The organism is Variovorax sp. HW608, from assembly GCF_900090195.1.
GTDB lineage: Bacteria > Pseudomonadota > Gammaproteobacteria > Burkholderiales > Burkholderiaceae_C > Variovorax.
In genome coordinates this window covers 4,445,650-4,462,715 of the sequence record NZ_LT607803.1, presented here as the reverse complement: position 1 = coordinate 4,462,715, position 17,066 = coordinate 4,445,650, and the positions used below count along the sequence as shown (strand labels likewise).

Genomic DNA, 17,066 nt, shown 5'->3' with positions numbered 1-17,066 from the left:
TCAGGTCGGTTCGGCCGGAGGCGCCATCGCCGGCGCGACCCCTGGCGTGGGGAGATTCGGCGGCAGCGGCGGCGGAGCCGTCACGGCTGGCGGCGCGCCCGCCGGTGACGGCGGTGCTGCCACAGCCGGTTGCGGCGGCGCACCAACGTTCGGCGGCGGCGGGGCCGCCAGCGCAGGCTGCTGCGGCGGCGACGGGATGGCCAAAGGCCGCGCCGGCAGTTGCAACGTCAAGGCCGGCTTGCCATCCAAGCTCGGACCGAGCGCGGCCGCACGCGTCGTCACCGACTGGAGCACGAATCCCTCGGCCACCTTGGCGCCGACCTTGAACGGGCGCGCAGGCTTGCCATCGACCGCGATGAGCGCGGCGCCCCGCTGATCCTCGTCCGCCACCACGCCGAGCAAGGCGAAGCGGCTCGCCGCCTCAGGCGTCGCGGCCACGGGCTGGTTCGACACAGCGCCCAGCATCTGGGCCACGGCGGCCGGATCGGGCTCCAGCGGCGTCTTGACAACGGCGGGCGGCGCCACTGCATCGGAGGGCGCCGTCAATCTCAGGCCCCAGAACACGAGACTCGCCGCCGCGAGCGCCCAGATACCGGCCGTCGCAGTGGCTGCGGGCCATCGGGCAGGTGCGTACGGGACTGACATAGGGCCGGATTATCATTCACCGAACACGTCGCGCGCCGCGCTCCCCCACGGGTTTTCCTTTCAATCCATGCCCCTTTCCTACCGCTCCATTCCACGCGCCCTGCAGCGCGGCTTCACGCTGATCGAACTGATGGTGGTGCTGGTCATCATCGGCGTGCTCGCCGCGCTGATCGTGCCCAACGTCATCGAGCGCGCGGACGACGCGCGCGTGACCGCGGCGAAGACCGACATCAACAACCTGATGCAGGCGCTCAAGCTATACCGGCTGGACAACCAGCGCTATCCGACGGCGGAGCAAGGCCTGCAGGCGCTGGTCGCGCGTCCGACCAGCGGGCCGGCGGCGCCCAATTGGAAGCCCTATATCGACAAGCTGCCCAACGACCCCTGGGGCCACCCCTACCAGTACATGAACCCGGGCGTCAAGGGCGAGGTCGACGTGCTTTCGCTCGGCGCCGACGGCCAGCCCGGCGGCGAGGGCAAGAATGCCGACATCGGCAGCTGGCAATAGGGGCGAGCGCCGACCCGTCCAGCGAGCACGCCGCACCCGTGGCGGCTTCACGCTGCTCGAGCTGCTGGTCGTCATCGCGATCATCGCGGTGGCCACGGCGGGCGTCAGCTTCGCACTGCGCGATTCCAGCCAGGCCGCGCTCGACCGCGAGGCGGAAAGGCTCGCCGCCCTGCTCGAATCGGCGCGCGCGCAGTCGCGTGCCAGCGGCATCGTCGTGCGCTGGCGGCCGACGCCGGAAGGGCCCGGCAACTTCAGCTTCGACGGGCTGCCCGTGGGCACGCTGCCGAACACCTGGCTCGCCGAAGGCATCGTGGCGCAGCCGATGACGGCGGGCCGGGTGGCGGTGCCGGCGCTGCAGCTCGGGCCCGATCCGATCATCGCGTCCCAGCAGGTGCTGCTGACGTCCGAGGCACTGCCCAATCGCAGCCTGATCGTCGGCACCGACGGCCTGCGGCCATTCACGGTGATGACGCCATGAGCCGCACGGCCGTTCCGAAGGCGAATCCCGAAGCGCCGCTGCGCGAGGGTAGTCCAGTGAGCCGCACGGCCGTTCCGAAGGCGAATCCCGAAGCGCTGCTGCGCGAGGGTAGTCCAGTGAGCCGCATCCGCCAGGCCGGCTTCACGCTGATCGAGGTGCTGGTCGCGCTGGGCATCGTCGCCATCGCGCTGGCCGCCGGCACGCAGGCGACGATGGCGCTGACGCGCAATGCGCAGCGCCAGTCCGACGTCATGCTGGCCCAGATGTGCGCCGAGAACGAGCTCATCAAGGCCCGCCTTGCCAAGCAGTTGCCCGGGGTCGGCGACACAGGCTCCACCTGCATCCAGGCCGATACGGCGTTCGGTGTGACCGTCACCACCAGCGCCACGCTGAACCCCAACTTCCGCCGCGTCGACGTGCAGGTCGTCGATGCGGACCAGGCGCCGGTGCTGAGAATCTCCACCGTCGTGGGGCGCTACTGATGCGGCGCTCGAACGGCTTCACGCTCATCGAGCTGCTGGTCGCGATCGCGGTCATGGCGCTGCTCGCGATCATGAGCTGGCGCGGGCTGGACGGCATGGCTCGCGCGCAGGCGCAGAACCGCGAGCGCGGGGATGCGGTCCTCACCCTGCAGACCACCCTGACCCAATGGGGCGCCGACCTCGACGCCACGGTGGCGCTGTCGCGCATACGTGCCATCGACTGGGATGGCCGGGTGCTGCGCCTGACCCGCCGCAGCACCGACGGCGACACGCCCCGCATCCATGTCGTCGCCTGGACGCTGCGAACGGACCCGGCCACGGGCACGCGCTGGCTGCGCTGGCAGTCGCCGGGCTTCACCACCCAGGCCGAATGGCAGCAGGCCTGGGACCGTGCAGCGGCGTGGGCGCAGGGCAGTTCCGGCAACGCCGGCGACGCCGAGGTCGACCTGCTGCCGGTCGCGCAGTGGCAGGTCTACTACTTCCGCAACGACGCCTGGAGCCCGGCGGTCAGCGCCGAGACGCTCGGCACCAGCACGCCGCTGCCCGATGGCGTCAGGCTGGTCCTCGGCATTCCTGCGGGCGCGTCGCTCTCGGGCACGATCACGCGCGACTGGGTGCGTCCTTCCCTCACGGTGCCCAAGTCATGAAGCGGACCCAGCGCGGCGCGGCCCTGTTGACCGCCATGCTCACCGTGACGCTGGTCGCGACCTTTGCCGCGGCCGCGCTCTGGCAGCAGTGGCGTGCCACGGAAGTGGAGGGCGCCGAACGGGCGCGCGTGCAGTCCGGCTGGGTGCTGGTCGGTGCGCTGGACTGGTCGCGGCTGATCCTGCGCGAAGACGCGCGCGCGAGCGCGAGCAGCCACGGCGCCGACCACCTCGGCGAGCCGTGGGCCATCCCGCTCGCGGAGGCCAAGCTGTCGAGCTTCCTGGCGGCGGACAAGAACATCTCCAGCGACGCGCTCGAGGGCCTGCCGGACGCCTTTCTCTCGGGCCGGATCATCGACGCGCAATCCAAGCTCAACGTGATGAATCTGGTCCAGGGCGGCAAGCCGGTGGAATCGGCCGTGGCAGCCTTCACCAAGCTCTTCCAGCTGCTGAACCTACCGGCCGGCGAGGTCAGCGCGCTGGTCAGCAATCTGCAGCGGGCACTGCCGCCGGCCGCGGCCGCGAGCACCAGCAGCACGGCGACCGGCAGCACCGCGGCCACGACGACGGGGACGACTTCGACCACCTCGACCGGGTCGACGTCCACCAGCTCCACCAGCTCCACCACCTCCACGAGTGCCGCGGCCGACACCACGGCGGCGAGCAACAGCCCAGGCACCGGACCGCTGATTCCCCAGCACACTTACCAGCTCGTCTGGCTCGGCCTGTCGTCGTCGACCGCGGCGGCCCTGGAACCGTACGTGACCGTGCTGCCGGCGACGACGACGCCGCTCAACCTCAACACCGCCAGCGCCGAAGCGATCTACGCGAGCGTCCCGAAGCTCGACCTGGCGGGTGCCAAGCGGCTGGTCGAGCGCCGCGCGCGCAGCTATTTCCGAAGCCTGGCCGACGCCAACGCGCTGGTGCAGGAGAGCTCGGTCCAGTTCATCGAGGGGCAGCACAGCATCGCCACCAGCTATTTCGAAGTGCAGGCCCGCTTGAGGCTCGACAATGCCTGGGTCGAGGAGCGGACCCTGCTCCAGAGAAACAATCTCGACGTCCGCATCGTGTGGCGCGAGCGTGGCGCGGGCGCCACGGTCCTGCCGCCTAAATCCTGACGGCCCGGTCCACCTGACATTGAATGGGTCAAGAATGTTCGTAACGCGCGCAGCTTCAGTATGGGGCGCTATCAAATCTGTAGCGGAAATTGTCGTCCCGCACCTAAAATGACGACCTTTTTTCTCCATTCATGTCCGTGCTGCTTGTAACCATTCCTATCACCCCCGGTTCGGCGATCGCCGAATACGGCTGGGCGGACTGGTCCAGCGACGGCCGGAAGCTGCGTGCCCAGGGGAGCGCACCCGCGGCCTTGTTGCCGTCCGGCGACGAAGTCGTCCTCGGCGTGCCGATCGCGGCGCTTTCGTGGCATCAGGTGACGCTGCCGCAGGGCAGCATGAGCGGCAGCGCGCGGCTGCGCTCCGTGCTCAACGGTCTGCTGGAGGACCAGCTCCTCGACGAGCCCGAGTCCCTGCACTTCGCGCTGGAGCCGGGGGCCCACGTCGGCGCCCCGATCTGGGTCGCGGCATGCAACCGAACCTGGCTGCGCAGCGCCGTGCAGGCGCTTGAGGCCGCCGGCCGCCGCGTCACGCGCATCATTCCCGAGTTCGCGCCCGCGCCCGCCGGCGGCCCCTCGATGCTCTTCGTCATCGGCGAGCCCGAGGCGGCAGTCTGCGTGATCACCGGTCCGGACGGCGTGGCAACACTGCCCTTCGACGACGCGAGCCTCGAACTGGTGGGCACGCTTCCACCCGGCACCAGCGCACTGGCCGAGCCGGCGGTCTCCGAGCTGGCCGAAAGCGCCCTCGGCCAGCGCGTGCCGATCATCAAGCCGGCGGAGCGCTGGCTCCAGGCCAGCGAATCGCCCTGGGACCTGGCGCAATTCGACCTCGCCTCGACCGGGCGCGCCCGCGCGAGCAAGAAGCTCGCGGCGATCTCGCGCGAGCTGTGGCGCGGCCGCCGCTGGCGTGCGGCGCGCTGGGGCGCGCTGGTGCTGGTGCTGGCGCAGTTCGTCGGTCTCAACGCCTGGGCCTGGAAGGAGCGCAGCGCGCTCGAAGCCAAGCGCGCTGCGGTGCGAAACGTGCTCACCCAGACCTTTCCCTCGGTGCGGCTCGTGGTCGATGCGCCGGTCCAGATGTCGCGCGAGGTCGCGGCGCTGCAGCAGGCGACCGGCGGGGTCACCGCCGGCGACTTCGAGCCCATGCTGGGCGCCCTGTCCGCAAGTCTCCCGCGCGGGCGCGTTCCGACGGCCATCGATTTCAGCGCCGGCCAGCTTCGCCTGCGCGGCCTGGGTCTGCAGCCTTCCGAGCTGACCAGCGTGGCTTCGGCACTTTCCTCGCGCGGCTACAGCGCGCGCAGCGAGGGCGACCTGCTTCTCGTGCAGGCGGAGGCGACGCGATGAAGTGGACCGAAACCCTCGAAGCCCGCTGGCGGGCGTGGTGGCCCGAACTCGGCGCGCGCGAGCAGCGCCTGGTCATCGCCGGCGGCGTGCTGGTGGCGGTCGCCCTGTTCTGGTGGATCGGACTCGCACCCGCATTGCGCACGCTGTCTTCCGCCCCCGCCGAACACGCAGAGCTCGATGCGCAATTGCAGAACATGACGAACCTGCAGGCGCAGGCCAAGGCGCTGCAATCGCAGCCGCGCGCGAGCCGCGACGACGCCATGCGCAGCCTCGAAACCTCGGTGCGCGAGGACCTGCGCGGCACGGGGCAGCTGCAATCCGCCGGCGCCGGCGAAGCCGCGACCGTCGCAGTGCGCGGCGCCTCCGCCGAGACCCTGGCGCAATGGTTCGCGCAGGTCCGCAGCAACGCCCGCGCGGTGCCGCGCGAGGTCCACCTGACGCGCAACACGCAGCAGGGCGGCAAGCCGACGGCACCCGGGTCCCCGCCAGGCGGCGAGCCCTCGGGCGCGCGCTGGGACGGCACCCTCGTCATGAGCCTGCCGGCACGCTGAACCATGGCCACCGCACGCCCCGCCCCAAGCTCCGACGGCGCCTCCGGCTGGCGCTGGGCCGCGCTCGGCGGGCTGGTCGGAGTCGCGTTCGCGCTCTCCTTCTTCGCGCCGGCGCGCTGGCTGGCGGCCGGGTTGTCCCAGTGGAGCAACGGCCATCTGAAACTCGTCAACGCGCGCGGGACGGTCTGGACCGGCAGCGCCGGACTGGTGTTTTCCAGCGGCGCGGGCGGCGCCGAGGCGATCTCGCTGCCTGGCACGCTCGGCTGGACGCTGCGCCCGCGCTGGGACGGCGTCACCGCCGCGCTCGACATTCCCTGCTGCGCCGCCCAACCGCTCGAATTCCGGGCCCGGCCGCGTCCGGGCGGCCTCGAGCTCGCATGGCGCGACGGCCAGTCGCGCTGGCCCGCCGCGCTGCTGACCGGCTTCGGCGCACCGTGGAACACGCTCAAACTCGACGGCACCATGGACGTCTCGATGCAGGCCTTCACGCTGCGCTGGGACGGCCCCCAGCTCGCGCTGGCCGGGCGCGCGACCCTCGACGCGACCGATATTTCCTCCAGTCTCTCGACCTTGAAGCCGATGGGCAGCTACCGCGTGGCCCTCGAAGGCGGTCCGGCGCCGAGCGTGCTGCTGACCACCCGCGAAGGCAGCGGGCTGCAACTGAGCGGCAGCGGCCGATGGAACGGCAGCACGCTGCACTTCGACGGCGAGGCCAGCGCCGCGCCGGGACGGGAAGACGCGCTCTCGAATCTGTTGAACATCATCGGGCGACGCGAAGGCGCACGCTCGCTCATCACACTGGGATGACCATGAAGAAGCCTGAGACTTCGTACGGTGCGCGCATCGGCACCATCGCGCTCGCCGCACAGATGCTGATTGCCGCCGCGTGCATCCCCTCGGCATTCGCGCAGGACGCTCCGCGGCGAGGCGAACCGATCACGCTGAACTTCACCAACGCGGAGATCGAATCGGTCGCCCGGACCATGGCGGTCGTGACCGGGCGCGACGTGGTGGTCGATCCGCGCGTGAAGGGCACCGTGACCCTGCAGACCGACCGCGCGATCGCGCCCGAAGCCGCCTTCAACCAGTTCGCCGCGGCGCTGCGGCTGCAGGGCTTCGCGGTCGTGCAGTCCGAAGGGCTCTACAAGATCGTGCCCGAGGCCGACGCCAAGCTGCAGAGCACCACGGTGACGACCGCCACGCCCGTCACCTCGAGCCTGAGCGGCAACCAGATCGTCACGCAGGTCTTCAAGCTCAACTACGAGTCGGCGAACAACCTGCTGCCGGTGCTGCGTCCGCTGATCGCGCCGAACAACACGATCAACGTGAACCCCGGCAACAACTCGCTGGTCATCACCGACTACGCCGAGAACATGCGCCGGCTGGCGCGCATCATCGCCGCGCTCGATCTGCCGAACGCCTCGGACATCGAGGTGATTCCCCTCAAGCATTCGGTCGCGACGGATCTCGTGCCCCTGGTGACCCGGCTTCTCGAAGGCGGCGCCGGCACCGGGCCGGCGGCCGGCGCGGCACCCGGGACGACCGACGCTTCGTTCCGCACCGCGCTCCTGGCCGAGCCCCGCGGCAACACGATCATCCTGCGGGCCGCCAATCCGGCACGGGCGCAACTGGTTCGCACGCTGATCGAAAAACTCGACCGTCCGCCCGTGGACAGCGGCAACGGCGCCGCGGGCAATGTGTACGTGGTCTACCTCAAGAACGCCGACGCGGTGAAGCTCGCCGCGACGCTGCGCGCCGCCATGTCGGCCGAAGCGCGCGGGGGCGGCGGCGCGACCGGCTCGCTCCAGGCCACCAGCCCCACGACCCAGCCGCTGCAGCAGCAGGCCAGCGCGACGCAGACCGGCATGTCGCAGAGCCCGCAGGCCACGGCGCCCCTGAACAACGCCAACCAGCCGTCCACCGGCGGGCAGATCCAGGCCGACCCCTCGACCAATTCGCTCGTCATCACGGCGCCCGAGCCGCAGTACCGGCAGATCCGCGCCGTGATCGACAAGCTCGACGGGCGCCGCGCCCAAGTCATGATCGAGGCCCTGATCGTCGAAGTCAGCGCCAATAAGGCGGCGCAATTCGGCGTCCAGTGGCAGAGTGCGGTCGGCAACAACGGCGTCATCGGCACCAATTCCAGCCTGTCCGGCGCCAACATCCTGGCGCTCACCGCCGCGCTGGCGGCCAAGACGCCCGCGGCCATCACGACCCTGGGAACCGGCATCAACATCGGTGTCGGGAAACGGTACGGCAACCAGTTCGCCCTCAACGCGATCGCCAACTTCTTCGCCGGCGACGCCGATTCCAATCTGCTCTCGACGCCCAACCTGTTGACCCTGGACAACGAGGAGGCCAAGATCATCATCGGCCAGAACGTGCCGTTCGTGACCGGCCAGTTCACCAACACCGGCGCGGCCAGCGGCTCGGTGAACCCGTTCACGACGATCGAGCGCAAGGACGTGGGCCTGACCTTGCGCGTGCGCCCGCAGATCAACGAGAACGGGACCATCAAGATGATCGTGTTCCAGGAAACATCGACGGTGCAGGCGGGCACCGAAAAAGATGCGAACGGCCCGACCACCAACAAGCGCTCGATCGAGTCCAGCGTGCTGGTCGAAGACGGCGGCCTGGTCATGCTGGGCGGCCTCTTGTCCGACAACTACAGCAACAACATCGACAAGGTCCCGCTGGCCGGCGACATTCCGGTGCTCGGCAATCTGTTCAAGAGCGAGAACCGCTCGCGGCAAAAGACCAATCTGATGATGTTCCTGCGGCCCATCGTGCTGCGCGATGCGGCCACCAGTACCGGGCTCGCCAACGACCGCTACGACCTGATGCGGGCCCTGCAAGGGCAGTTGCAACCCGAGGACCACCCGATGCTGAACAACGTGGACGCGGCTCCGGTGATGCCGCCGCCGCCCCCGCTTCAGACCGGGCCTGGAACCCTCCGAATGGACGGCACCACGCTGATTCCGCCGCCGATCGCGCCGGTCCAGCGACTGGCACCATCACCCTTGAAAGGTTCCTTGCCCCCGACCTCGGATCCGGCGACCTCGCGCGAGCTGCCTTAGGACGAAAATTGATGCGCTACCCTCTTCCCTACGCTTTCGCGCGCAGCCAGCAGCTGCTGCTCGAGGAAACGGACGACGGCAACCTGACGCTCTGGATGCCGAAGGTGCCGCCGCGCAGCGCGCTCGGCGAGGTGCTGCGCAAGTTCCAGGTCAAGGCCTTCGAGCCGCTCGCGCCCGACCAGCTCGCCAAGCGCATCAGCGCCGCCTATGCGCAGGGCGAGTCCAACGCCGCTGCGGTGGTCAGCGAGGTGCAGAGCGATGCCGACCTCTCGCGCATGATGCAGGAGCTGCCCGCGGTCGAGGACCTGCTCGAGTCCGCCGGCGACGCACCGATCATCCGCATGCTCAACGCGCTGCTCACCCAGGCGGCGCGCGACGGCGCGAGCGACATCCACATCGAGCCCTACGAGCGGACCTCGTCGGTGCGCTTCCGCATCGACGGCACGCTGCGCGAAGTGGTGCAGCCGAATCGCGCGCTGCATGCGGCCCTGATCTCGCGCCTGAAGATCATGGCCGACCTCGACATCTCCGAGAAACGGCTGCCGCAGGACGGCCGCATCAGCCTGCGCATCGGCACGCGCGCGGTGGACGTGCGGGTCTCGACGCTGCCGTCGGCGCACGGCGAACGCGCGGTGCTGCGTCTGCTCGACAAGTCCGAGAGCAAGCTCACGCTCGAATCGGTCGGCATGCTGGGCGACACGCGCGCGCGCTTCGAGCACCTGATCGGACAGCCGCACGGCATCGTCCTCGTGACCGGGCCGACCGGCTCGGGCAAGACGACTACGCTCTACGCGGCGCTCGGCCAGCTCGATGCCAGCAGCAGCAACATCATGACGGTGGAAGACCCGATCGAATACGAGCTGCCCGGCGTCGGCCAGACGCAGGTCAACGCGAAGATCGACCTGACTTTCGCCAAGGCCCTGCGCGCGATCCTGCGGCAGGACCCGGACGTGATCATGATCGGCGAGATCCGCGACTTCGAGACCGCGCAGATCGCGATCCAGGCCTCGCTCACCGGCCACCTCGTGTTCGCGACGCTGCACACCAACGATTCCGTCAGCGCGGTGACCCGGCTGACCGACATGGGCGTCGAGCCCTTCCTGCTGAGTTCATCGCTGCTCGGCGTGCTCGCGCAGCGGCTGGTGCGCAAGCTGTGCCCGGTGTGCTCGGCGCCCGGGCCCGGCGGCGGCGAAGCGGTGCCGGTCGGATGCGACGCCTGCGGCCAGACCGGCTACCAGGGCCGCACCGGCATCTTCGAGCTGCTGGTGGCCGACGACACGGTGCAATCGCTGATCCACAGCCGCGCGCCCGAAAGCCAGATCTTCGTGGCGGGCGAGCGCGGCGGGCTGCGCTCGATGCGCGAGGACGGCGAACGGCTGGTCAAGGCCGGCGTCACATCCCGCGCCGAGCTGCTCCGGGTCACCCGGGAATAGCTCAGTCCGCCACCACCAGGTTCTTGGTCTGCGGATCGGTCACGATCTCGCGCACCTTGCCGGCCTTGTCGAAGACGACCTGGTATTCGGCGAAGCTGCTGATCCACATGCGCCACATCTCGGCGTCGAGCTTCGGGTTCTCGCTGCTGATCGGCCAGCCGACCGCCATCGCGACCTGCTCGCGCGTCATGCCCTTGGTCACGCGTGCTTCCTTGATGGCTGCCTGGATCTTCGGCGGGAAACTCGCGATCCTGGCGGCCGGGTCTTCCTGCACCACCCAGCGCTGGGCGAACGCGCCGAGGTCGATGTCGCGGCTGTAGTCGTTGCCGATGTCCTGCTTGCCGCCGTTGATCTCGACGTGCACGCGGTAGCGGCCATAGCCCGTCACCCGCACCGGCGTGCCCACCGGGATGATGCGCTTACCACCTTCGGCATAGTTGCTGTCGCTGGCCCAGCTGCCGTCGGTGCGCAGGTTGCAACAGAGGTAACCGCTGAAGGTGGGGTGCGCCCAGGCGGGAATGGCAAGGGCGCCGAGCAGGGCAGCGACGGCGACGGGCGTGCGAATCGGCATGATGAACCCCTCCGGTCGGTATGGCGGCGCCCAGTGGCGTATCGGCCTGCCGAACGCCGACAATGCGGGCTCGCGCATTCTGCAACCCGTCCCCCATGCCTGCCTATTCCTTCGAAGCCATAGACCAACAGGGGCAGCCCCGCAAGGGCGTACTCGAAGCCGACACCGCGCGCAGCGCGCGCGGCATGCTGCGTGCCCAGTCGCTGATCCCGCTCGAGGTGACGGTGGTCGGCAGTGCCGAAAGCGGCGCGCCGGCCGCCGGCGGCTGGAAGCGCGTGATCGGCGGCGGCCGCATCTTCAACTCGACCACCCTGGCCGTCTGGACGCGCCAGCTGGCCGGGCTGGTGTCGTCGGGACTGCCGCTCGAACGCGCGCTCACGGCGCTCACCGACGAGGCGGAGAGCGAGGCGCAGCGCAACCTCGTGGCCTCCCTGCGCGCCGAGGTCAACGCAGGCTCGCCCTTCGGACGCGCGCTCTCGCAGCATCCGCGCGAGTTCTCCTCGATCTACACCGCCGTGATCGGCGCCGGCGAACAAAGCGGCAATCTCGGCCTGGTGCTCGAACGCTTGGCGGACGACCTGGAGCAGCGACAGGCGCTGCAGCAGAAGCTGGTCGGCGCGGCGCTCTATCCGGCGATCGTGACCGTGGTCGCGATCGTGATCGTCGTCTTCCTCGTGAGCTACGTGGTGCCGCAGGTGGCGAACGTGTTCGCCGGCACCAAGCGGGCGCTGCCGATCCTTACCGTCGCCATGCTCGCGATCAGCGACTTCGTGCGCCACTATGGGTGGGCGATGCTGGGCGTGGTCGTCCTCGCAGCCCTCGGCGGGCGCATCGCGCTCTCGCGTGCCGCATTGCGCGAGCGCTTCGACGCGGCCTGGCTCAACCTGCCGCTGGTCGGCAAGCTCTCGCGCGGCTACAACGCGGCGCGCTTCGCGAGCACGCTCGCGATGCTGGCCACGGCCGGGGTGCCGATTCTTCGCGCGCTGCAGGCGGCCTCCGAAACCCTGGGCAACCGCGCCATGCGCGCCGACGCGCTCGATGCGCTGGTGCTGGTGCGCGAAGGCGCGCCGCTCGCATCGGCACTGGCGCAGAAGAAGCGCTTCCCGGGCATCGTCTCGATGTTCGCGCGGCTCGGCGAACAGACCGGCACCTTGCCGCTGATGCTGCAGCGCGCAGCCAACCAGCTCGGCGCCGAGGTGCAGCGCCGCGCCATGCATCTGGCGACGATCCTCGAGCCGCTGCTGATCGTGGCGATGGGCGGCGTCGTGATGCTGATCGTGCTGGCGGTGCTGATGCCGATCATCCAGCTCAACCAGTTCGTCAAGTAGCGTATGCCGGTCACTCTCGAAGACAAGCTCGTGGTCGCGATCTCATCGCGCGCGCTGTTCGATCTCGAAGAAGAGAACCGCGTCTTCGAATCGGGCGATCACGAGGGCTACATGCGCCTGCAGCTCGAACGGCTGGACGTGCCCGCGCGGCCGGGCATCGCGCACGCGATGGTGCGCAAGCTGCTGCGCTTCAACGAAGACGGCGTGCAGCGGGTGGAGGTCGTGATCCTCTCGCGCAACGACCCGGTCTCGGGCATGCGCATCTTCCAATCGGGCGCGGCGGCCGAGATGCAGTTGCAACGCGGCGTCTTCACGCAAGGGCGGGCGCCCTTCGGCTACCTGCGACCGCTCAACGCCGACATCTTCCTGTCGGCCAACCCGCACGACGTGCGCGAGGCGCTGGCCGCCGGCTTTCCGGCCGCGCACGTGATGGTCGAGGCGGTGCGCGCCACCGACCACTACCCTGACGAGCTGCGCATCGCATTCGACGGCGACGCGGTGCTCTTCAGCGACGAGGCCGAGCGCGTGTTCCAGCGCGACGGCCTCGCGGCCTTCCAGCAGCATGAATCGAGCAAGGCCGACGAGCCGCTGTCCGAAGGCCCCTTCAAGCCCTTTCTCGTGGCGCTGCACCGGCTGCAGCAATCGGGCACCTCGCGCATGCGCATCCGCACCGCGCTGGTCACCGCGCGCGGAGCCCCGGCGCACAGGCGCGCCATCCGCACGCTGATGAAATGGAACATCAAGGTCGACGAAGCGATGTTCCTCGCCGGCCTGCCCAAGGGCGAGTTCCTGCGCGAATTCGAACCCGACTTCTTCTTCGACGACCAGACCGGCCACGTCGATTCGGCGGCCCGCCATGTGCCGGCGGGCCATGTCGCGAGCGGCATCAGCAACGAGGCACCGGGCGGGTCATGACGAGCACGCATGCGCCGCATCGCCCCCTGATCGTCCGGCATGCCGACGTGCTGGTCACGATGGACGCCGCCCGGCGCGAGATTCCCGATGGCGCGGTGGTCGCCGAAGGGCCCGCCATCGCCTGGGTCGGGCCCTCCGCCGAACTGCCGCCCGCGTATGCCGATGCGGTGCAGAGCGGGCAGGCCGACGCGATCGACATGCGCGGCCATGTGGTGCTGCCCGGGCTGGTCAACACGCACCACCACATGTACCAGAGCCTCACGCGTGCGGTGCCCGAGGCGCAGGACGCCGAGCTCTTCGGCTGGCTGAGCCACCTCTACCTGCTGTGGGCGCGCATCACGCCGGAGATGATCCGCGTCTCGACGCAAACCGCGATGGCCGAGCTGATGCTCTCCGGCTGCACGACGACCAGCGACCACCTCTACCTCTTCCCCAACGGCGCACGGCTCGACGACTCGATCGAGGCCGCAGAGGCAATGGGCATGCGCTTCCACGCCGCGCGCGGCAGCATGAGCGTGGGCCGCAGCCTGGGCGGTCTGCCGCCCGACGAAGTGGTCGAGTCCGAAGACGCCATCCTGCGCGACAGCGACCGCCTCATCGGCCGCTGGCACGATCCGTCGCGCCACGCGATGCGGCGCATCGTGCTCGCGCCCTGCTCGCCTTTCTCCGTTTCGCGCGACCTCATGCGCCTGTCGGCCGAACTGGCGCGCGAGCGCGGCGTGTCGCTGCACACCCATCTGGCCGAGAACGACAACGACATCGCCTACTCGCGCGAGAAGTTCGGCATGACGCCCGCCGAGTACGCCGAGGACCTCGGCTGGGTCGGCCGCGACGTCTGGCACGCCCACTGCGTGAAGCTCGACGAGGCCGGGATCGCGCTCTTCGGCCGCACCGGCACCGGCGTCGCGCATTGCCCGTGCTCGAACATGCGCCTGGCCTCGGGCATCGCGCCCATCGGCGCGATGCGCCGCGCCGGCGTGCCGGTGGGGCTCGGGGTGGACGGCAGTGCGTCGAACGACGGCGCGCACCTGCTCGGCGAGGCCCGGCAAGCCATGCTGCTGCAGCGCGTGGGCTTCGGCCCCGCCGCGATGACGGCGCGCGAGGCGCTGGAGATCGCAACCCTGGGCGGCGCGCGCGTGCTCGGCCGCGACGACATCGGCGCGCTCGCGCCGGGCATGTCGGCGGACCTCGTCGGCTTCGACCTCCGCGGCGTCGCGCATGCCGGCGCGGGCCACGATCCGGTGGCGGCGCTGGTGTTCTGCCAGCCCGGCGCGGTCGCCCTCTGCGTTGTCAACGGACGTGTCCGCATCCAGGGCGGACGCTTCGAGGACGTCGAACTCGCACCGCTTCTGGCACGGCATCGCGACCTCGCGCGCATGCTGTACGAGAGCGCAAGGCACCCGCACACGGCCTGAACGGCCGGCTTCGCGCTTCAGAATGACCTAAGAAAGACGGGCGGCCCGGCGCTACGATCGGCGCAACGCGCCCGTCCGGGCGAGCCCCATGCTCACGCCATGACAGATCCTGCCGTTTCCCACAACCTCCTCACCACGCTGCGCCGCATCGGCGCGCTGGCCGCGCCGTACTTCCGCTCGGAAGAAAGATGGAAGGCGCGCGGACTCCTCGCCGCGATCGTCGCGCTCAATCTGGGCGTGGTCTACATGCTGGTGCTCAACAACCAGTGGTACGCGCGCTTCTACGACGCCCTGCAGAACAAGGACCAGGCGGTGTTCTGGCGCGAGATCGTCTTCTTCTGCTGGATCGCCGCCGGCTACATCGTCATCGCGATCCTCAAGTTCTACCTGACCCAGTTGCTGCAGTTGCGCTGGCGTGCATGGATGACGCGCAACTACCTCGGCCGCTGGATGGCCGACAACACCTTCTACCGGCTCGAGCTCGCGCGCTACGGCCGGCAGGACGGCGAGTCGCCCGACAACCCCGACCAGCGCATCCAGGAGGACATGCAGATGTTCACCGACTACACGATGACGCTGTCGATGGGCCTGCTCAACGCGGTCGTCACCCTGGTGAGCTTCATCGGCATTCTCTGGATGGAGAGCGGCACCACGAGCCTCACACTGTTCGGCAGCACCTACACGGTGCCGGGCTCGATGGTCTGGATCGCGGTCCTGTATTGCACGGCGGGCACGATCATCACCCACTACATCGGCCGCCCGCTGATCGGCCTCAATTTCCAGCAGCAGCGCTTCGAGGCCGACTTCCGGCATCACCTGATGCGCGTGCGCGAATACAGCGAGGCGATCGCGCTCGATCGCGGCGCGCAAGTCGAGCACGGCCAGCTCAAGCTGCGCTTCGGTGCCGTGCTCAAGAACTACCTGCAGCTCATCAACAAGCAGAAGAACCTCGTGGCCTTCACCGCATCGTTCGGGCAGGCCTCGGTGATCTTCGCATTCATCGTGCAGGCGCCGCGCTTCTTCAGCGGCGCGATCCAGCTCGGCCAGCTCATGCAGGTCAACTCGGCCTTCGGCCGCGTGCAGGATTCGCTGAGCTGGTTCGTCGACAACTACGACCGCGTGGCCGTGTGGCGCGCCACCGCCGATCGTCTGACCACCTTCGAGGCCGCGATGCGCGCGCACGCCGGTGCCGCCAGCCCGCTCGAACGCACCCCCGCGCCGAGCGGCCAGGGCCTGAGCGCAGCCGATGTGAGCGTCGCGCTGCCCGACGGCGCACCGCTGATCCAGGGCGCCGCGCTCTCGGTTCAGCCGGGCGACAGCGTGATGCTGCAAGGCCCCTCGGGCAGCGGCAAGTCCACGCTGTTCCGCGCTTTCGCGGGCATCTGGCCCTTCGCGCACGGACGGGTGTCGATCCCTGCCAACGCGATGTTCATCCCGCAGCGGCCTTACGTGCCCAATGGCCGGCTGCGCGACGCGCTGGCCTATCCGCAGCCGGCGGGCGACTACAGCGACGAACAGCTCGTGGCCGCCTTGAACGACGCGATGCTGCCCGACTTCGCGGCCCGCCTCGACGACAGCGATGCCTGGAGCCAGAAGCTTTCCGGCGGTGAGCAGCAGCGCCTCGCGATCGCGCGCGTGATGCTGCGCAAGCCGGCGTGGCTGTTCGCCGACGAGGCCACGAGTGCGCTCGACGTCGAGACGGAAGAAACGCTCTACAAGCGGCTCGCGGCCGGGGTGAAGGCCGCCGGCGGTGCGATGGTGTCGATCGCGCACCGCGCCTCGGTCGGCGCCTTCCACGACAGGCGCTGGACGCTGGTGCCCGAATCGAACGGCGCGGCGGCCCGCTACAGGGTCGAGGCGATGTAGCGTTCCCAGCCGCGGGCGCGCAGCTCGCAGGCCGGGCAATTGCCGCAGCCGTAGCCCCAGGCGTGGCGCTGGGCACGATCGCCGAGGTAGCAGGTGTGCGTGTCCTCGACGATGAGATCGACCAGTGCGTCGCCGCCGATGCGATGCGCCATCTCCCAGGTCGCGGCCTTGTCGATCCACATGAGCGGCGTCTCGATCAGGAAGCGCCGGTCCATGCCGAGCGAAAGCGCGAGCTGCATCGCCTTCATGGTGTCGTCGCGGCAGTCGGGGTAGCCGGAGAAGTCGGTCTCGCACACCCCGGTCACGATCACGTCGATGCCGCGCCGGTACGCCAGCGCACCGGCCAGCGTGAGAAACAGCAGGTTGCGTCCCGGCACGAAGGTGTTCGGCAAGCCGTTGGCCTGCATCTCGAACGCGATGTCCTGCGTGAGCGACGATGCGCTGATCTGCCCCAGCACGTCGACCACGAGCATGTGGTCCTCGCCGAGCCGGGCGTCCCAGCGCGGGAAGCGCTCGCGCAGATGCCCGAGCACCTTGCCGCGCGCCTCCAGTTCGATGCGATGGCGCTGGCCGTAGTCGAAGCCGACCGTTTCGACGCGCTCGTACTTGTCGAGCGCCGCGGCCAGGCAGGTGGTCGAGTCCTGGCCGCCGGAGAAGAGGACGAGTGCGGTGGTGTGCATGGTGAACACCATTTT

Annotated in this window: 17 protein-coding genes; 14 read left to right on the top strand and 3 right to left on the bottom strand. The window is 69.6% G+C overall.

Annotation, left to right across the window (positions count from 1 at the left end; all coding sequences use genetic code 11):
* Entirely contained in the window at positions 1-645 is a 645-nt protein-coding gene (locus VAR608DRAFT_RS38295; RefSeq protein WP_088955811.1) for a type II secretion system protein N, read from the bottom strand.
* Positions 646-712: 67 nt separating this feature from the next.
* Here VAR608DRAFT_RS38295 and gspG point away from each other — a divergent pair, with 67 nt between their 5' ends.
* The 10 genes from gspG to gspE all read left to right on the top strand — a co-directional run bounded on the left by gspG (position 713) and on the right by gspE (position 10,276).
* A complete protein-coding gene (gene gspG / locus VAR608DRAFT_RS20975; protein ID WP_088955810.1) occupies positions 713-1,153 on the top strand; it encodes a type II secretion system major pseudopilin GspG in 441 nt (146 codons plus the stop codon).
* Entirely contained in the window at positions 1,128-1,631 is a 504-nt protein-coding gene (locus tag VAR608DRAFT_RS20970) for a pilus assembly FimT family protein (RefSeq protein WP_088955809.1), read from the top strand. Before gspG ends, VAR608DRAFT_RS20970 begins: the two co-directional genes overlap by 26 nt.
* 95 nt (positions 1,632-1,726) lie before the next feature.
* Positions 1,727-2,113: a type II secretion system minor pseudopilin GspI gene (gene gspI, locus VAR608DRAFT_RS20965; RefSeq protein ID WP_443082962.1), complete on the top strand. Its 387-nt coding sequence runs from the start codon at positions 1,727-1,729 to the stop codon at positions 2,111-2,113.
* Entirely contained in the window at positions 2,113-2,760 is a 648-nt protein-coding gene (locus tag VAR608DRAFT_RS20960; protein ID WP_088955807.1) for a PulJ/GspJ family protein, read from the top strand. The genes gspI and VAR608DRAFT_RS20960 overlap by 1 nt, the downstream gene beginning before the upstream one ends.
* The gene (gene gspK / locus VAR608DRAFT_RS20955) at positions 2,757-3,875 is read left to right on the top strand and encodes a type II secretion system minor pseudopilin GspK (RefSeq protein ID WP_088955806.1); all 1,119 of its coding nucleotides are present in this window, start codon (positions 2,757-2,759) and stop codon (positions 3,873-3,875) included. The genes VAR608DRAFT_RS20960 and gspK overlap by 4 nt, the downstream gene beginning before the upstream one ends.
* Before the next feature lie 131 nt (positions 3,876-4,006).
* Positions 4,007-5,215, top strand: a complete 1,209-nt coding sequence (gene gspL / locus VAR608DRAFT_RS20950) for a type II secretion system protein GspL (protein WP_088955805.1) — start codon at positions 4,007-4,009, stop codon at positions 5,213-5,215.
* A complete protein-coding gene (gspM, locus tag VAR608DRAFT_RS20945) occupies positions 5,212-5,766 on the top strand; it encodes a type II secretion system protein GspM (protein ID WP_088955804.1) in 555 nt (184 codons plus the stop codon). Before gspL ends, gspM begins: the two co-directional genes overlap by 4 nt.
* A 3-nt stretch (positions 5,767-5,769) precedes the next feature.
* On the top strand, positions 5,770-6,573 hold the full coding sequence (gspN, locus tag VAR608DRAFT_RS20940; protein ID WP_088955803.1) for a type II secretion system protein N: 804 nt from the start codon (positions 5,770-5,772) through the stop codon (positions 6,571-6,573).
* 2 nt (positions 6,574-6,575) lie between these two features.
* Positions 6,576-8,843 (top strand): type II secretion system secretin GspD, encoded by a 2,268-nt coding sequence (gene gspD / locus VAR608DRAFT_RS20935; RefSeq protein ID WP_088955802.1) that lies wholly within the window; start codon positions 6,576-6,578, stop codon positions 8,841-8,843.
* Between the two features lie 11 nt (positions 8,844-8,854).
* Positions 8,855-10,276 (top strand): type II secretion system ATPase GspE, encoded by a 1,422-nt coding sequence (gene gspE / locus VAR608DRAFT_RS20930; RefSeq protein ID WP_088955801.1) that lies wholly within the window; start codon positions 8,855-8,857, stop codon positions 10,274-10,276.
* A 1-nt stretch (position 10,277) separates the two neighbouring features.
* Here the strand turns inward: gspE and VAR608DRAFT_RS20925 are convergent, their stop codons facing one another.
* Positions 10,278-10,847, bottom strand: a complete 570-nt coding sequence (locus VAR608DRAFT_RS20925) for a hypothetical protein (RefSeq protein WP_088958892.1) — start codon at positions 10,845-10,847, stop codon at positions 10,278-10,280.
* Between the two features lie 95 nt (positions 10,848-10,942).
* On the opposite strand from VAR608DRAFT_RS20925, the gene gspF reads away from it, so the two are divergent.
* From gspF to VAR608DRAFT_RS20905, 4 genes are all read left to right on the top strand, one after another.
* Positions 10,943-12,175 (top strand): type II secretion system inner membrane protein GspF, encoded by a 1,233-nt coding sequence (gene gspF, locus VAR608DRAFT_RS20920; RefSeq protein ID WP_088955800.1) that lies wholly within the window; start codon positions 10,943-10,945, stop codon positions 12,173-12,175.
* Between the two features lie 3 nt (positions 12,176-12,178).
* Positions 12,179-13,090 (top strand): 5'-nucleotidase, encoded by a 912-nt coding sequence (locus VAR608DRAFT_RS20915; protein WP_088955799.1) that lies wholly within the window; start codon positions 12,179-12,181, stop codon positions 13,088-13,090.
* Positions 13,087-14,505, top strand: a complete 1,419-nt coding sequence (locus VAR608DRAFT_RS20910; protein ID WP_088955798.1) for an 8-oxoguanine deaminase — start codon at positions 13,087-13,089, stop codon at positions 14,503-14,505. Before VAR608DRAFT_RS20915 ends, VAR608DRAFT_RS20910 begins: the two co-directional genes overlap by 4 nt.
* 99 nt (positions 14,506-14,604) lie before the next feature.
* Positions 14,605-16,371 carry an ABC transporter ATP-binding protein/permease gene (locus tag VAR608DRAFT_RS20905; RefSeq protein ID WP_088955797.1) on the top strand — a complete coding sequence of 589 codons (1,767 nt, stop codon included), beginning with the start codon at positions 14,605-14,607 and terminating at the stop codon, positions 16,369-16,371.
* On the opposite strand, the gene queC is transcribed toward VAR608DRAFT_RS20905, so the two are convergent.
* Complete coding sequence (gene queC / locus VAR608DRAFT_RS20900; RefSeq protein WP_088958891.1) at positions 16,350-17,051, bottom strand: 7-cyano-7-deazaguanine synthase QueC; 702 nt, start codon at positions 17,049-17,051, stop codon at positions 16,350-16,352. The genes VAR608DRAFT_RS20905 and queC overlap by 22 nt on opposite strands.
* Positions 17,052-17,066: the final 15 nt, after the last annotated feature.

Coding starts and splice junctions, on each gene's coding strand:
- queC (WP_088958891.1), bottom strand. CDS start 17,051: ATGCACACCACCGCACTCGTCCTCTTCTCCGGCGGCCAGGACTCGACC.
- gspN (WP_088955803.1), top strand. CDS start 5,770: ATGGCCACCGCACGCCCCGCCCCAAGCTCCGACGGCGCCTCCGGCTGG.
- VAR608DRAFT_RS20915 (WP_088955799.1), top strand. CDS start 12,179: ATGCCGGTCACTCTCGAAGACAAGCTCGTGGTCGCGATCTCATCGCGC.
- gspK (WP_088955806.1), top strand. CDS start 2,757: ATGAAGCGGACCCAGCGCGGCGCGGCCCTGTTGACCGCCATGCTCACC.
- gspL (WP_088955805.1), top strand. CDS start 4,007: ATGTCCGTGCTGCTTGTAACCATTCCTATCACCCCCGGTTCGGCGATC.
- VAR608DRAFT_RS20960 (WP_088955807.1), top strand. CDS start 2,113: ATGCGGCGCTCGAACGGCTTCACGCTCATCGAGCTGCTGGTCGCGATC.
- gspM (WP_088955804.1), top strand. CDS start 5,212: ATGAAGTGGACCGAAACCCTCGAAGCCCGCTGGCGGGCGTGGTGGCCC.
- gspF (WP_088955800.1), top strand. CDS start 10,943: ATGCCTGCCTATTCCTTCGAAGCCATAGACCAACAGGGGCAGCCCCGC.
- VAR608DRAFT_RS20910 (WP_088955798.1), top strand. CDS start 13,087: ATGACGAGCACGCATGCGCCGCATCGCCCCCTGATCGTCCGGCATGCC.
- gspE (WP_088955801.1), top strand. CDS start 8,855: ATGCGCTACCCTCTTCCCTACGCTTTCGCGCGCAGCCAGCAGCTGCTG.
- VAR608DRAFT_RS20905 (WP_088955797.1), top strand. CDS start 14,605: ATGACAGATCCTGCCGTTTCCCACAACCTCCTCACCACGCTGCGCCGC.
- gspG (WP_088955810.1), top strand. CDS start 713: ATGCCCCTTTCCTACCGCTCCATTCCACGCGCCCTGCAGCGCGGCTTC.
- gspD (WP_088955802.1), top strand. CDS start 6,576: ATGAAGAAGCCTGAGACTTCGTACGGTGCGCGCATCGGCACCATCGCG.
- VAR608DRAFT_RS38295 (WP_088955811.1), bottom strand. CDS start 645: ATGTCAGTCCCGTACGCACCTGCCCGATGGCCCGCAGCCACTGCGACG.
- VAR608DRAFT_RS20925 (WP_088958892.1), bottom strand. CDS start 10,847: ATGCCGATTCGCACGCCCGTCGCCGTCGCTGCCCTGCTCGGCGCCCTT.
- VAR608DRAFT_RS20970 (WP_088955809.1), top strand. CDS start 1,128: ATGCCGACATCGGCAGCTGGCAATAGGGGCGAGCGCCGACCCGTCCAG.